Here is a 14434-nt window from a genome sequence, read left to right on the forward strand (position 1 = left end):
GCAGGGCGAGACGGGGCAGCGCCGCTAGGGTGGGTGGTAGCACGATTACCCGCCGAGGGGGTGAGCCCGATGGCCCAGGCCGCATTCGCGCCCGAGCCGGCACCGCAGCCCGCCGAGCCGTCGTTCGACGTGCTCCGCTGGCACGATGAGCCGTGGACCGCGCAGCTCGCTCTTGATCTCCTACCGGAGACCAACGGCCCGAAGGTCGAGGTCCTGAGCGGAAGCGTGATCGTGACACCACATGCCGGCTATGACCACCAGGACGCCGAACTGGATCTGGCCTATCTGCTGAAGCAGGCCGCCAAACGCGCCAAGCTCTGGCTCTATCAGGAGAGCAACGTCGTATCGGGCCGGGATCTCTTCATCCCCGACATCGTCATCCTCGATGTGCCAGGGGGCGGACGCACGACGATGGACATCCGCCACGCGGTTCTGCTCGGTGAGATCGTCTCACCGGGCAATCGGCGGAAGGACGTGATCGACCGTCCGCGTGAGTACGCCGCCGCCGGCGTGCCGTATTTCCTCCGGGTCGACCTGCGTAACCGCGTGCCCACCATCGCTTTGTTCGAGCTGGTCGACGGCGACTACCGACCGTTGGCCGCTGCGGCGGCGGGCACTCCCTTCGTGATGCGGCAGCCGTTCGATTTCACCGTCGATCCCGGCGATCTCCTGGGCGAGGAGGCGCCGGAACAGGCCGGGTGAGGCGGCGGGCGGCGCTGGGGAACAATGGGGCGCGTGACCACTCCCCGAGACCTCGTGCTGCTCGGCTCGACCGGCTCCATCGGCACCCAGGCCATCGACATCGTCAAGCGCAACCCGGACCGGTTCCGGGTGGTCGCGCTCGGCGCCGGCGGCGGCAACGTGGCGCTGCTGGCCGCGCAGGCGCTGGAACTGGGCGTGGCGGCGGTCGGGGTGGCGCGGGCATCCGCCGCGCAGGATCTTCAGCTCGCGTTCTACGCCGAGGCGAGCCGGCGTGGCTGGGCCTCCGGCGACTTCAAGCTGCCCAAGATCGTGGCCGGGCCGGACGCGATGACCGAGCTGGCGCAGTGGCCGTGTGACGTCGTGCTCAACGGCGTGGTCGGCTCGCTGGGCCTGCCGCCGACGCTTGCCGCGCTGCGCGCCGGGCGCACCCTCGCGCTGGCCAACAAGGAGTCGCTGGTGGCCGGCGGCCCGCTCGTGAAGGCCGCGGTGACCCGACCGGAGCAGATCGTTCCCGTCGATTCCGAGCACTCGGCGCTGGCGCAGTGCCTGCGCGGCGGCGCCCGGGGCGAGGTGCGCCGGCTGGTGGTCACCGCCAGCGGCGGGCCGTTCCGGGGCCGGCGGCGCGAGGAGTTGACCGACGTCACACCGGAGCAGGCGCTGGCGCACCCGACCTGGCAGATGGGCCCGGTCGTCACGATCAACTCCGCCACCATGGTCAACAAGGCGCTGGAGGTCATCGAGGCGCACGAGCTGTTCGACGTGCCGTACGCCGACATCGAGGTGATGGTCCACCCGCAGTCGGTGATCCACTCGATGGTCGAGTTCGTCGACGGCTCCACGCTCGCCCAGGCCAGCCCGCCGGACATGCGGCTGCCCATCGCGCTGGGCATCGGCTGGCCGGACCGGGTGTCCGGGGCCGCCACCGCTGTCGACTGGACCACGGCGCACACCTGGGAGTTCGCCCCGCTCGACGACGCCGCGTTCCCGGCGGTGGCGCTGGCCAAGGCGGCCGGCGAGGCGGGACGGTGCCGGCCGGCGATCTACAACGCGGCCAACGAGGAGTGCGTGGCCGCGTTCGTGGCGGGCCGGCTGCCGTTCCTCGGCATCGTCGACACCCTCGGGCGGGTGCTGGAGGACGCTCCCGATTTCGACGAACCAGGTACCGTCGAGGACGTGCTCGCCGCCGAGTCGTGGGCACGGGCGCACGCCCAGGAGATCATCGTCGGGTCGGTGGAAGGAGCTCGATGAGCTATCTGCTCGGGGTGGTGCTGTTCGCCCTGGCGATCCTCATCTCGGTGAGTCTGCACGAGGCGGGGCACATGCTGACCGCCAAGGCGTTCGGGATGAAGGTCACCCGCTACTTCGTCGGCTTCGGGCCGACGCTCTGGTCGTTCAAGCGGGGTGAGACGGAGTACGGCGTCAAGGGCATCCCGCTCGGTGGCTTCTGCAAGATCGTCGGAATGACCCCGCAGGACGACGACGTCGAGCCCGGGGACGAGAAGCGCGCCATGTGGCGGTACCCGGTGTGGAAGCGGACGATCGTGATGTCCGCCGGCTCCGCGATGCACTTCGCCATCGCGCTGGTCGCGCTCTGGATCATCGCGGTCTCCGCCGGCCTGCCGAACCCGAAGTTCCCCACCACCGAGGCCGGCTTCCGGGCCGAACCGGCGGTGATCGCGCTCGCCGACTGCGTCGTGGTGGAGAACGCCCCCCGCGCCTGCCAGGCCGGCGACCCGGCCAGCCCGGCCGGTCAGGCCCAGCTCAAGGACGGCGACCGGATCACCGCGGTGAACGGCCGGCCGGTCTCCACCTGGGGCGACATGCTCGACGTGGTCCGCGGCACGCAGCCCGGCCCGGCCACCGTCGCCTACCTGCGCGACGGCACCCCGGCCACCGCCACCGTCGACCTGGCCTCGGTGCAGCGCCCGCCGCTGGACGACCCCAAGGGCGCCACCTCGGCGGTCTCCGCGCTGGGCGTGGCGCTGCGGCCCAGCACGCCGACCCGGGTGGAGTACGGTCCGGTCGCCGCGTTCGGCGCCACCGCCGACTTCACCGGCAACATGGCGGTGCAGACCTTCCACGCCATGCAGCGCATCCCGCAGAAGGTGCCGGCGCTGTGGAACGCGATCACCGGCGCGGAGCGCGACGTGGACACCCCGATCAGCGTGGTCGGCGCCAGCCGGCTCGGCGGCGAGGCCGTGGAGAACAACGCCTGGCTGGTGTTCTTCATGCTCTTCGTGTCGCTGAACTTCTTCATCGGCGTGTTCAACCTGCTGCCGCTGCTCCCGCTGGACGGCGGCCACATCGCCATCGCCTGGTTCGAGCGCGCCCGCTCCTGGCTCTACGCCCGGATCGGCCGCACCGACCCGGGTCGCGTCGACTACCTCAAGCTCATGCCCCTCACGTACGCGGTGATCCTGGTGGGTGGCGTGTTCACGCTGCTGACCGTCACCGCGGACGTGGTCAACCCGATCACGCTCTTCTCAAGGTGAGTGCCTGAAGTGACCGCTGTCAGTCTCGGTATGCCCCCCGTACCGCCGCCGCCGCTGGCCCCGCGCCGGGCCAGCCGCCAGATCATGGTCGGTTCGGTGCCGGTCGGTGGTGGTGCACCGGTCTCGGTGCAGTCCATGACCACCACCCTCACCTCCGACGTCAACGCCACGCTCCAGCAGATCGCCGAGCTGACCGCGTCCGGCTGCCAGATCGTCCGGGTCGCGGTGCCGTCGCAGGACGACGTGGAGGCGCTGCCGGCGATCGCGCGCAAGTCGCAGATCCCGGTGATCGCCGACATCCACTTCCAGCCGAAGTACGTCTTCGCCGCGATCGACGCCGGTTGCGCCGCGGTGCGGGTGAACCCGGGCAACATCCGGCAGTTCGACGACAAGGTCAAGGAGATCGCCAAGGCGGCCGGTGACGCGGGCACGCCGATCCGGATCGGCGTGAACGCCGGCTCGCTGGACAAGCGCCTGCTGGCCAAGTACGGCAGGGCCACCGCCGAGGCGCTCGTCGAGTCCGCGCTCTGGGAGTGCTCGCTGTTCGAGGAGCACGGCTTCCGGGACATCAAGATCTCGGTGAAGCACAACGACCCGGTGGTGATGATCCGCGCCTACCGGCTGCTCGCCGAGAAGTGCGACTATCCGCTGCACCTGGGCGTCACCGAGGCCGGCCCGGCGTTCCAGGGCACCATCAAGTCGGCGGTGGCGTTCGGCGCGCTGCTGGCCGAGGGCATCGGCGACACCATCCGGGTCTCGCTCTCCGCCCCGCCGGTGGAGGAGATCAAGGTCGGCGCCGCGATCCTGGAGTCGCTGGGCCTGCGCGAGCGCGGCCTGGAGATCGTCTCCTGTCCGTCCTGCGGCCGGGCCCAGGTCGACGTCTACAAGCTGGCCGAGGAGGTCACCGCCGGCCTGGAAGGGCTGCCGGTGCCGCTGCGCGTCGCGGTCATGGGCTGCGTGGTGAACGGTCCGGGCGAGGCCCGCGAGGCCGACCTGGGCGTCGCCTCCGGTAACGGCAAGGGCCAGATCTTCGTCAAGGGCAAGGTCGTCAAGACCGTGCCGGAGGCGCAGATCGTGGAGACGCTGATCGAGGAGGCGCTGCGGATCGCCGACGAGATGGGCGCCGAGCTGCCCGAGGAGCTGCGCGAGCTGGTGCCCGGCGGCGCCACGGTCACGGTGCACTGACCCTCCTGTCCGCGTCACGCCGTGCGGCCGTCCCCCGTCGGGGCCGGCCGCACGCGCGTCTCACCCCACGCCCCGCACCCCATCCCCGCTGTTTCACGGAAAGCGTGGCCATGGCGGGCGGAATGACCACGCTTTCCGTGAATCTGGTGCGGCGAGGGGGAGGGGCGTGGGCGGGGGCGGGAGGGGTCACTCGGGGTCGGCGAGGATGGCGTAGAGCTTGCGGCGGGTCTCGTCGAGCACCTGGGCGGCGCGGGCGCGTTGGTCGTCCGTGCCGGTGGTCATCACCTGCCGCAGCGCGTTCATGGCCTGGTTCCCCGCGTCGCGGATGTCGTGCCAGCTGTTGACGGTCTGCTCGGCGAACTCCGCCCAGGGCGGGGCCTCCGCCGCCTGGGCGGCCTCGGCCTGCCCCTGCTCGGTGAGGGCGAACCGCTTGCGCCCGCCGTCGGAGTCGGCGGCGGTGGCGATGACGCCCTCGTCCTCCAGCAGTTGCAGCGTCGGGTAGATCGACCCGGGGCTGGGCCGCCAGGCCCCGCCGGTGCGGGCGTCGATCTCCTGGATCATCTCGTAGCCGTGCATCGGCCGCTCGGTGAGCAGGGCCAGCACGGCGCCGCGCACGTTCGGCCGCCGGCCGCGACCCCGACCGCCCCGGCCGCGCCCGTGGCCGTGCGGCCCGTGCGGCCCGGGTGGGAACGGCGGCGGACCCGGGGGTACGGGCGGGAAGCCGAAGCCGCCGTGCCGGTGCATCTCGTCGTGCATGGTGTGGACGTGTCGACGGAAACCCATCGGACTCCTCCTTCGCCGCGACTATCACTGATGCATCAACGATATATCGGCAACGCGTCGCCGACAAGACGTGGCGGGAACGGGCGAGTGCCCGGTCGGCCCACCGGCTCCCGGCTGCATCTGGCAGGCTGGTAACCGTGCTCACGATGCCGGTACGCCAACTGGGGGAGTCGGAGCGCCGTTCGGTCGAGCGGCTGCTCGACCTCGACCCCTACGCCGGCGCGCAGGTCGCCGAGCGGGTCGCGGCGCGCGGCCTGGCCTGGTGGCGGGCCGAGGCGCGGATCCTCGGCTACGGCTCCCGGCGCAACCTGGAGTCGATCTGCTGGTTGGGCGGCAACCTGACGCCGGTGCTCGCGTCCGGGTCGGCGGTGGCCGCGTTCGCCGAGCAGTTGGGCGAGGAGGAGCGGCTCTGCTCCTCGATCGTGGGTCGCGCCGACGCGGTGCTCGGCCTCTGGGACCGCCTCTCCGCGCACTGGGGGCCGGCCCGGGACGTACGCCCGAACCAGCCGTTGCTGGCCACGGACGCGCCGCCGCCGGTGGCGCCCGACCCGCACGTGCGTCGCGTGCGCGTCGGTGAGGTGGACCGGCTCTTCCCGGCGGCGGTGGCGATGTACACCGAGGAGGTCGGCGTCTCGCCGCTGGCCGAGGACGGCGGGCGCGGCTACCGGCGGCGGGTGACCGAGTTGGTGCGCGCCGGCCGGGCCTACGCCCGGTTCGTCGACGGCCGGGTGGTCTTCAAGGCCGAGCTGGCGGTGGTGACCCGGCGCACCGCGCAGGTGCAGGGGGTCTGGGTGGCACCCGAGTGGCGTGGCCGGGGCATCGCGGTCGCCGCGATGGCCGCGGTGGTCCGCGACGCGCTGGCCCGGGTCGCGCCGACCGTCAGTCTCTACGTCAACGACTTCAACCAGCCGGCCCGGCGCGTCTACGAGCGGTGCGGCTTCCGCCCGGTCGGCACGCTCGCCACCGTGCTGTTCTGAGGATCACCCCGCCCCGCCTTGCCCCGAACCGGACACCCGGCGCTATGCTGGTCATGTTTTTGTACTGACCAGTCAGTCTAGAAGGGCGCCATGGCAATCGTCGAGGCCAGCGGATTGGGACTACGCACCCGTCGGGGCTGGGTCTACCGGGACGTCGACCTCACCGCCGAACGCGGTGAGCTGCACGCGGTCACCGGCCCACCCGGCAGCGGTCGCACGTCGCTGCTGCTCGCGCTCGCCGGGCGCTTCCCGCACAGCCACGGCGAGCTGCGCCGCCGCGGCCCGGCCGCGCTCGGCCAGGTGGCCGGCGTGCACGAGCCCGACCCGACGCTCACCGTCGCCGAGCACATCACCGAACGGCTGCTGCTGCTCGGGCCGGTGCCGCGCCGCCGGCGGCAGCTCGTCCCGGTGGCCGCGCTGCGGGCTCGCCGCGCCTACCGCCGCGACGCCTACGCCACCGCCATCGCCGGCGCCGGCTTCACCGACACCCCGCTCGACCCCGACCGGTACGGCCGCGACCTGACCCCGGTCGACCGGCAGGTGCTCGGGCTGGTGCTGGCCAGCCTCGGCGGTCCCAGCCTGATCGTCGCCGACGACGTGGACGCCGGCGCCGACCGCCCCGAACGAGAGTGGATCTGGGCCGCGTTGGCACGCCTCGCCGACCAGGGGTACGCGGTGGTCGTCAGCGCCCGGGCCGTCGAGCCCGGCGTCGCCGCCACCGTGCACCGCATCGGCGACCCGGTCCTACCTCTGAAGGTGTCCGCATGAGCATCCTGCGACTGGCCCTGTTCGAGCTGCGCCGGATGACCCGGGGCCGGCTGCCGCGCGCCGCGCTCGCCGTGCTCACCGTGGTCCCGCTGCTCTACGGCGCGCTCTATCTCTACGCGTTCTGGGACCCGTACGGGAACCTCGACCGGATCCCGGTCGCGCTGGTCAACGCCGACCGGCCGGCGAAGGCGGCCGACGGCAGCGAGGTGCACGCCGGCCGGGACCTCGCCGACGAACTGATCGACCGCAAGGTCTTCGGCTGGACCGTCACCGACCAGGCCGACGCCACGAAGGGCCTCCGCGACGGGCGCTACCACCTGGTCTTCTCCATCCCGGCCGAGTTCTCGGCCACGCTCGCGGCCAGCCCCGAGCCGGACCGGCCGGCCCGGCAGGGCGAGCTGAAGGTGGTCAACGACGACGCCACCAACTACCTCTCCGGGCTGCTCGCCCGCTCGGCGTTCAGCGAGATCCGGGCCGCCGCCGCGGAGAGCACCGCCGCCTCGTACTTCGACAAGATGTTGATCGGCTTCACCGACGCCAAGGCCGAGACCGGCCGCGCCGCCGACGGGGCCGGAAAGATCTCCGACGGGCTCGACGCCTCCCAGCGGGGCGCCGGGCAGCTCGCCGACGGGTTGGGCGACGCCGAGAACGGCGCCGGGCAGCTCGCCGGCGGGCTGAACACGTCCGTCCAGGGCGCCGACAAGCTGGCCAAGGGGCTCGACCAGTTGCAGACCGGCGCCGCCCAGCTCGCCGACGGCGCCGGCCGGGCCGCCACCGAGACGAAGGCCGCCGCCGCCACCGTCGACGCCGCCGCCGACAGGTACGAGCCGGTGCTGCGCCGCAACGCCGACAAGATCCAGCAGGCGGCCACCGCTGTCGCCACCGGCGCGCAGCAGCTCGCCGCCGGCCTGGACGCGCTGCCCGCCAAGGCCGACGAGGTGGTCAGGCTGGCGAAGGAGACCTCCGACCGGCTCGACGCGGTCGCGAAGGCGCACCCCGAGCTGGCCGACGACCCGAACCTCGCCGCCGCCCGCACGGCCGCCGACCGGGCCGTCACCCAGGCCGAGGCGCTGGCGTCCGCCGTGGACAGGTCCGACCTGGCCGCGCTGAAGAAGCAGATGACCGAGGTCGCGAAGACCGCCCGGGAGGTGGCCGCCGCCGCGCCGCACCTGGCCGACGACGTCGCCGCCGCCCGGGCCAAGGTCGACAAGCTGGCCAGCGGGCTCGGCACGCTGGCCCAGGGCAGCGCCAAGCTCCGCGACGGGCTCGGCGACGCGTCCACCGGCGCCGACCAGTTGCGCGGCGGCCTCTACCGACTGTCCACCGGCGCCCGCGCGCTCGACGGCGGCCTGGCCCGGCTCGGCACCGGCAGCACCTCGCTCGTCGACGGGCTGACCAAGCTGGAGGGCGGCGCCGGCGACCTCGCCGACGGGCTCGCCGCCGGGGAGAAGAAACTGCCCGGGTACGACGACGCGGCCAGTCGCGCCGACGTGCTCGGTGACCCGGTCGGCCTGATCCGCGACTCGCAGCACCCGGCCGGCTCGTACGGCGTGGGCTTCGCCCCGTACTTCCTGGCGCTGGCGCTCTGGGTCGGCGCGATGATCACGTACATGCTGTTGCGGCCGGTCAACCGACGCCATGTGATGTCCGGCGCGCCCGGCTGGCGGGTGGTGCTCGCCGGCTGGCTGCCCGCCGCCGGGATCGGCCTGGCCCAGGTCGCCGTGCTCTACACCGTGGTGACGCTGGCGCTCGGGCTGCACCCGACGCACGGCGCGGCGACGTTCGGGCTGCTCGCGCTCACCTCGCTGGCGTTCACCGCGATCATGCAACTGCTCGGCGTGGCGCTCGGCCCGGCCGGTCGGCTGGCCGCGCTGGCGCTGCTGATGCTGCAGCTCACCTCGTCCGGCGGCACCTACCCGGTGCAGACCTCGCCCGGCTTCTTCCAGGCCGTCCACCCCTGGCTGCCGATGACGTACGTGGTGGGCGGCCTGCGGCACACGATCAACGGCGGGCCGGCCGGCCCGGTGGTCACCGCCGCGCTGGTGCTGCTCGCGTTCGGGCTGGGTGCGCTGGCGCTCGGCGTCGGCGCGGCGCGCCGCTCCCGCCGGCTCACCCCGGCCAGGCTGCACCCCGAACTGACCATGTGAGGATGGGCTGGTGACGGACGGACGGACCCGCCGGCGGGAGGACACCCGCCAACGACTCTTCGTGGCAGCGGTGGACCTGATCGCCGAGCAGGGCTTCTCGGCGACCACCGTGGACGACATCGCGGCCCGCGCCGGGGTGGCGAAGGGGACCGTCTACTACAACTTCGAGTCCAAGACGGTCCTCTTCGAGGAGCTGCTGCGACACGGCATCGGCCTGCTCACCGCCGAGTTCCGGGCCGCCGTCGACGGGCTGCCGCCGCGCGAGGCGCTCGCCGCGCTGGTCCGCGCCGAACTGGACTACATCCGCCGCTACCGGGCCTTCGCCCAACTGCTGCTCTCCGAGATGTGGCGCACCAACCGGGAGTGGCAGCAGACGCTGCGGCTGCTGCGCGGCGAGGCGATCGAGGTGATCGCGGAGACGGTCCGGGCCGGGGTGGACAGCGGTGACCTCCCGGCCGACCTGGACGTGCGTACCGCCAGCTCGGCGCTGTTCGGCGTCGGGCTGGTGGTGGCCGTGGACTGGCTGGTGTTCCAGCCCGAGCGGCCGATCGGCGACGTGCAGGAGGCGCTGCTCGGCATCGTCCGCCGGGTCGCCCGGACCTGACCGGAACGCGGTAATTCGGTTGAACCACGCCGGTCCGGCGGGAAGGCTGGGTGCACCGCCCCCACCCGTCCGAGTCCGGAGGACCGTCCCATGCGCCTGCTCCGAGACCTCTGGGCCACCGCACCCCGGCGGATGGCGGCCGTTCTGCTGCTGATCGTGCTGGGCGCCGGTGGCCAGGCCGCCGCCTCCGCGCTGGCCGGGCCGGTGCTCGTGCACCGCTCGTCCGGCTGGTTCGTCGCGCTGGCCGTGGCGCTGGTCGCCGCCGTCGTCACCGACCTGCTGATCGGGCTGATCATGGCCCGGCTCACCGCCGACTGGTCCGCCGACGTGCGTCGCCGGCTCTGCCGGGTCGCGCTCGGGCAGGAGCTGCCCGCCCTGGAGACCACGCCGGTCGGCGAGCTGCTCGACCGGATCGACAACGACGTCTACCAGGTCGCCGCCGAGATGCGGAACACCGGCGTACGCCTGGCGCAGGGCCTCGCCGTCTGTGTGCTCGCCACCGTCAGCGCGCTCGTCGTCTGGTGGCCGGCCGGTGTGGGAATGGTGTTGCTCACCACGCTGCTCGCGGTCGTGCTGCGCCGGCCCACCGCCCGCATCGCCCCGGCCCGGATGGCCGAGGAGGAGGCCTGGTCCGACCTCGCGGCCGTGATGGAGGAGGCGGTGCACGGGCAGGACGACGTGCGCACCAGCCTGGCTCGGCCGTATGTGCTGCGGCTCTACGCCCGCCGCGCGGCCGAGGTGGTCGCCCGCTGCGGCCGGGTGTTCCGGCTCTCCGCCCGGGTCACCTCGGTGGCCGCCGGTGGCGTCCGGGCCGGCGTCGCCGGTGTGGTGCTGGCCGGCGCGTGGGCGCTGTCGACCGGGCGGGTCGACGCCGCCCGGCTCACCGCCGTCTGGCTGCTCGCCATCGCGTTCGGCGCCACCGTCGAGCACATCGCCCGCTGGGTGCCGCACCTGCAACAGGCGTTCGGCGCGTGGGCCCGGGTGCAGTTGCTGGCCGGCGCGCGGCAGGAGCCGGCCGGCGGGGCCGCCCCGACCGACGGCGACCTGAGCGTGCGCGGGCTCACCTTCCGCTACCCGGCCGCCGGGGAGGAGCGCGGCCCGGCGCTGCGCGACGTGCGGCTCGACTTCGTCCGCGGGCGCTCGTACGCGCTGGTCGGGCGCACCGGCTCGGGCAAGTCGACGCTGGCCAAGGTGCTCACCCGGGCCGTGGAGGTGCCCCGTGGCACCGTCTTCCTGGGCGACACCGACCTGGTCGACCTGGACGTCGAGGAGCTGCGCCGGTGGATCGCCGTGGTGCCCCAGCGCACCGAGATCCTCGCCGGCACGCTCGCCGAGAACGTCGCGTTGCACGACCCGGAGCTGCTCGACGCCGCCGAGCGGGCGCTGGCCGAGCTGGGCCTGGCCGGCTGGATCGCCGAGCTGCCTGACGGGGTGCACACCCGGCTCGGCGAGGGCGGGCACGTGCTCTCCGCCGGCCAGGAGCAACTCGTCGCGTTCGCCCGCATCCTGGTCCGGGACCCGCACGTGGTGATCCTCGACGAGGCCACCGCGCGACTCGACCCGGTCACCGAGAACCGGGTCCGTGAGGCCACCGAGCGGCTGCTCACCGACCGGATCGGCATCGTCGTCGCGCACCGGCTCTCCTCGGTGCGCCGCTGCGACGAGGTGGTGGTGATGGCCGACGGCGCGGTGCTGGAGGCCGGCCCGATGCGCGAGTCCGCCCGCTTCGCCGAGCTGCTCGCCACCAGCCACGCCGGGGCGTACGCCGGCGCCGGCGCGCGGCGCGGCGGCGTGGAACTGCTCGACGCGCCCGGCTGGGTCGACGAGGCGGCCCCGGTCGTCGCGCCGGCCCCCGCGCCGCGTCGCGCCGGGATGCCGCGCGCCGAACCGCCGCCGGTGCCGCCCGCGCCGCCCGCGCGGACCATGCGGGAGATCCTCCGGCTGGGCTTCAACGATCCCCGGTACGGCCTGGCCGCGATCGGCCTGTTCATCGTGCTGACGCTGCTCGGGCTGGACGGTTCGGTGCTGCCCTGGCTCTGGGCCGAGCTGGTCGCCGGCGGCGACCCGTGGCTGCCGGCGCTCGGCATCGCCGCCGCGCTGCTGCTGGTGCTGCCGCTGCCCTACCTGACCAACCTGTGGTTCCCGCAGTGGTGGATCCGGCAGATGCTGCGGATCAGCGCCCGGTTGGTGCACGGGCAGACCGGCCCGCGCCGGGTCAGCGGGCACACCCCGGCCGAGGTGGTCGCGCAGGGCGGCGACACCGACCGGGTGGTGCAGCTCGCCGACAACCTGATGGACCAGTTCATCTCGCTGGCCATCGTGCTCACCATGACGCTGGTGACCGGCAGTCTCGTGCCGGCGCTGTTCTTCGTCGGCACGATGGTGGTCTCCGGGCTGGCGGCGACGCTGTTCGGGCCCCGGCTGGAACGCACCGCCGCCGGCACCGTCGCCGCCCGCGCCGCGTTCGCCACCGCGCTGGTCTCCGCGCTCTCCGCCGCCCGCACCGTGAAGCTGGCCGGCGCCACCCGGCCGGTGCTGACCCACCTGGCCGGGCTGGACGCGGTGCGCAGCGAGCGGCAGCGCCGGGAGATCGCCATGCAGGTGTGGGCCCGCTCCACCCCGGCGGTCGTCAGCGGGCTGCTGCCGATCGGGGCCTGGGCGCTCTACCTGACCGGCGGGCTCTCCGCCGGCGCCACCCTGGTCGCGGTCTCCACGCTGGGCGCGGCCCGCTGGTTCGCGTGGACCACCGCGGCGCTCGTCTCGCAGTACCCGTCGGCGCGGGTGTGGACGCGGCGGACCGTGGCGATGACCGGGACGGCCAACTACTCCGAGCCGGTGCCCGGGCTGGACCTGGTCGCCGGCACCGCGCCCGCGCCGGAGCCGCCGCCCCGGCGCCCGCTGCGCCGGCTGGAGCTGGCCGGCTTCGGCGCGCTGCACTCCGACGGCACGCTCGCCGTCCGCGACGTCGACCTGGTGGTCGAACGCGGCCAGTTGGTGCTGGTGGTCGGCCCGGTCGGGGCCGGCAAGTCGTCGCTGCTGCGCGCGCTCGCCGGGATCGTGCACCACGTCGGCGCGTTGCGCTGGAACGGCGAGCCGGTCACCGAGCCGGAGCTGTTCCTGCGCCCCAACCAGGTCGGCTACGTGGGCCAGCTACCCCGGGTGCTCTCCGGCACGGTGGCCGAGAACATCGCGCTCGGCCACCCGGTCGACGCCGCGAGCGCGGTGTCGACCGCCCAGCTCGACCACGACCTGGCCGTCGCCGGAGGCGGGCTCGGGCTGCTCATCGGGCACAAGGGGACCCGGCTCTCCGGCGGTCAGCTCCAGCGGCTGGCGCTGGCCCGGGCGCTCGCCCCGCGTACCGAACTGCTCGTCGCCGACGACGTGTCGTCGGCGCTGGACGTGACCACGGAGCTGGCGCTCTGGGCGGCGTTGCGCGAGCACGGGGTGACAGTGGTCGGCTCGACCGCCAAGCGGGCCGCGCTGGTCCGCGCGGACCACGTGGTGGTGCTTGTCGACGGCGTGGTCGCCGACCAGGGCGCGTGGTCCGACCTGGAGCCCCGCTGGAACCACCTGGCCGGCTGACCGACTGACCACCGGGCCGGCTGACCGCCTGGCCGGCTGACCGACTGACCACCGGGCCGGCTGACCGCCTGGCCGGCTGACCGCCGGGCCCCGACCCGACCGGGTCGGGGCCCGGCGCGCTCAGAACGCGCGGGCGTACGGGTCCGGCCAGGCCGGGGTGGCGCCCAGCTTGGCGGCGGCGCGGCGCGGCCAGTACGGGTCACGCAGCAGTTCCCGGCCCAGCAGCACCAGGTCGGCCTCGCCGCCGGCCACGATCTGCTCGGCCTGCTCGGGCTCGACGATCAGGCCCACCGCGCCGGTCGGCACGCCCGCCTCGCGGCGGATCCGGGCCGCCAGCGGCACCTGGTAGCCGGGGCCGACCGGGATCGACGCCTTCGCCGCCGCCCCGCCGGAGGACGCGTCGACCAGGTCCACGCCGGCGGCGGCCAGCTCGCCGGCGAGCACCACGCTGTCCTCGACCGTCCAGCCGCCGTCGGTCCAGTCGGTGGCCGAGATCCGGGTCAGCACCGGCACCGCCTCGCCGACCGCGGCGCGGACCGCGCGCGCCACCTCCAGGGTGAGCCGCATCCGACCGGCCCGGTCCCCGCCGTAGTCGTCGGTGCGCCGGTTGGTCAGCGGGGACAGGAACTCGTGCAGCAGGTAGCCGTGCGCCGCGTGGATCTCCACCGCGGCGAAGCCGGCGTCCACCGCCCGCCCGGCGGCGACCGCGAACGCGTCCACCACGGCCGCGACGCCGGCCTCGTCGAGCGCGACCGGGGTGCGGTAGTCGCTGACGAACGGGTCGACGCCCGGGCCGACCGGCGTCCAGCCGCCCTCGGTGTCCGGCACACCGCCGCGCCGCTCCGCCCACGGCCGGTACGTCGACGCCTTGAACCCGGCGTGCGCGAGCTGCACGGCCGGCACCGCGCCCTGGCCGGCGACGAACGCGGTGACCGGCCGCCACGCGTCGACGTGCGCGCCGGACCAGAGCCCGACGTCCTGCGGGCTGATCCGCCCCTCCGGCACCACCGCGGTCGCCTCGGTGAGCACCAGCCCGGCCCCGCCGACCGCGCGGGAACCGAGGTGGACGCGGTGCCAGTCGGTGGGCAGCCCGTCGGGCCCGGCACTGTACTGGCACATCGGCGCCAGCGCGATCCGGTTGGGCAGCGTGACGCCGCGCAGGGCCAGCGGGGTGAACAGGGCGCTCATGCGGTT

Annotated in this window: 11 protein-coding genes; 9 read left to right on the forward strand and 2 right to left on the reverse strand. The window is 74.2% G+C overall.

Annotation, left to right across the window (positions count from 1 at the left end; all coding sequences use genetic code 11):
* The first annotated feature begins 69 nt into the window (after positions 1–69).
* Genes C8054_RS07415 through ispG form a run of 4 tightly spaced genes read left to right on the forward strand, consistent with a single transcriptional unit; the run spans position 70 to position 4379 of the window.
* Entirely contained in the window at positions 70–702 is a 633-nt protein-coding gene (locus tag C8054_RS07415) for a Uma2 family endonuclease (RefSeq protein ID WP_107155983.1), read from the forward strand.
* 33 nt (positions 703–735) lie between these two features.
* A complete protein-coding gene (gene dxr / locus C8054_RS07420; RefSeq protein ID WP_107155984.1) occupies positions 736–1950 on the forward strand; it encodes a 1-deoxy-D-xylulose-5-phosphate reductoisomerase in 1215 nt (404 codons plus the stop codon).
* Positions 1947–3194 carry an RIP metalloprotease gene (locus C8054_RS07425; RefSeq protein WP_107155985.1) on the forward strand — a complete coding sequence of 416 codons (1248 nt, stop codon included), beginning with the start codon at positions 1947–1949 and terminating at the stop codon, positions 3192–3194. Before dxr ends, C8054_RS07425 begins: the two co-directional genes overlap by 4 nt.
* Positions 3195–3203: 9 nt before the next feature.
* A complete protein-coding gene (gene ispG / locus C8054_RS07430; RefSeq protein WP_107155986.1) occupies positions 3204–4379 on the forward strand; it encodes a flavodoxin-dependent (E)-4-hydroxy-3-methylbut-2-enyl-diphosphate synthase in 1176 nt (391 codons plus the stop codon).
* A gap of 186 nt (positions 4380–4565) precedes the next feature.
* Here the strand turns inward: ispG and C8054_RS07435 are convergent, their stop codons facing one another.
* Entirely contained in the window at positions 4566–5162 is a 597-nt protein-coding gene (locus tag C8054_RS07435; protein WP_107155987.1) for a PadR family transcriptional regulator, read from the reverse strand.
* A gap of 137 nt (positions 5163–5299) precedes the next feature.
* On the opposite strand from C8054_RS07435, the gene C8054_RS07440 reads away from it, so the two are divergent.
* From C8054_RS07440 to C8054_RS07460, 5 genes are all read left to right on the forward strand, one after another.
* Positions 5300–6139, forward strand: coding sequence for a DUF4081 domain-containing GNAT family N-acetyltransferase (locus tag C8054_RS07440; protein WP_107155988.1), 840 nt, complete (start codon positions 5300–5302; stop codon positions 6137–6139).
* Between the two features lie 90 nt (positions 6140–6229).
* Positions 6230–6907 carry an ATP-binding cassette domain-containing protein gene (locus tag C8054_RS07445; protein ID WP_107155989.1) on the forward strand — a complete coding sequence of 226 codons (678 nt, stop codon included), beginning with the start codon at positions 6230–6232 and terminating at the stop codon, positions 6905–6907.
* The gene (locus C8054_RS33180) at positions 6904–9054 is read left to right on the forward strand and encodes a YhgE/Pip domain-containing protein (RefSeq protein ID WP_107155990.1); all 2151 of its coding nucleotides are present in this window, start codon (positions 6904–6906) and stop codon (positions 9052–9054) included. Before C8054_RS07445 ends, C8054_RS33180 begins: the two co-directional genes overlap by 4 nt.
* 10 nt (positions 9055–9064) lie before the next feature.
* Complete coding sequence (locus C8054_RS07455) at positions 9065–9658, forward strand: TetR/AcrR family transcriptional regulator (RefSeq protein ID WP_107155991.1); 594 nt, start codon at positions 9065–9067, stop codon at positions 9656–9658.
* A 90-nt stretch (positions 9659–9748) separates the two neighbouring features.
* Positions 9749–13240, forward strand: a complete 3492-nt coding sequence (locus C8054_RS07460; protein ID WP_107155992.1) for an ABC transporter ATP-binding protein/permease — start codon at positions 9749–9751, stop codon at positions 13238–13240.
* Between the two features lie 120 nt (positions 13241–13360).
* Here the strand turns inward: C8054_RS07460 and C8054_RS07465 are convergent, their stop codons facing one another.
* Entirely contained in the window at positions 13361–14428 is a 1068-nt protein-coding gene (locus C8054_RS07465) for an NADH:flavin oxidoreductase/NADH oxidase (RefSeq protein ID WP_107155993.1), read from the reverse strand.
* Positions 14429–14434 lie beyond the last annotated feature (6 nt).

This window comes from Micromonospora sp. RP3T (genome assembly GCF_003027925.1).
GTDB lineage: Bacteria > Actinomycetota > Actinomycetes > Mycobacteriales > Micromonosporaceae > Micromonospora.

Coding starts and splice junctions, on each gene's coding strand:
- C8054_RS07415 (WP_107155983.1), top strand. CDS start 70: ATGGCCCAGGCCGCATTCGCGCCCGAGCCGGCACCGCAGCCCGCCGAG.
- C8054_RS07425 (WP_107155985.1), top strand. CDS start 1,947: ATGAGCTATCTGCTCGGGGTGGTGCTGTTCGCCCTGGCGATCCTCATC.
- C8054_RS07435 (WP_107155987.1), bottom strand. CDS start 5,162: ATGGGTTTCCGTCGACACGTCCACACCATGCACGACGAGATGCACCGG.
- C8054_RS07445 (WP_107155989.1), top strand. CDS start 6,230: ATGGCAATCGTCGAGGCCAGCGGATTGGGACTACGCACCCGTCGGGGC.
- C8054_RS33180 (WP_107155990.1), top strand. CDS start 6,904: ATGAGCATCCTGCGACTGGCCCTGTTCGAGCTGCGCCGGATGACCCGG.
- C8054_RS07460 (WP_107155992.1), top strand. CDS start 9,749: ATGCGCCTGCTCCGAGACCTCTGGGCCACCGCACCCCGGCGGATGGCG.
- C8054_RS07465 (WP_107155993.1), bottom strand. CDS start 14,428: ATGAGCGCCCTGTTCACCCCGCTGGCCCTGCGCGGCGTCACGCTGCCC.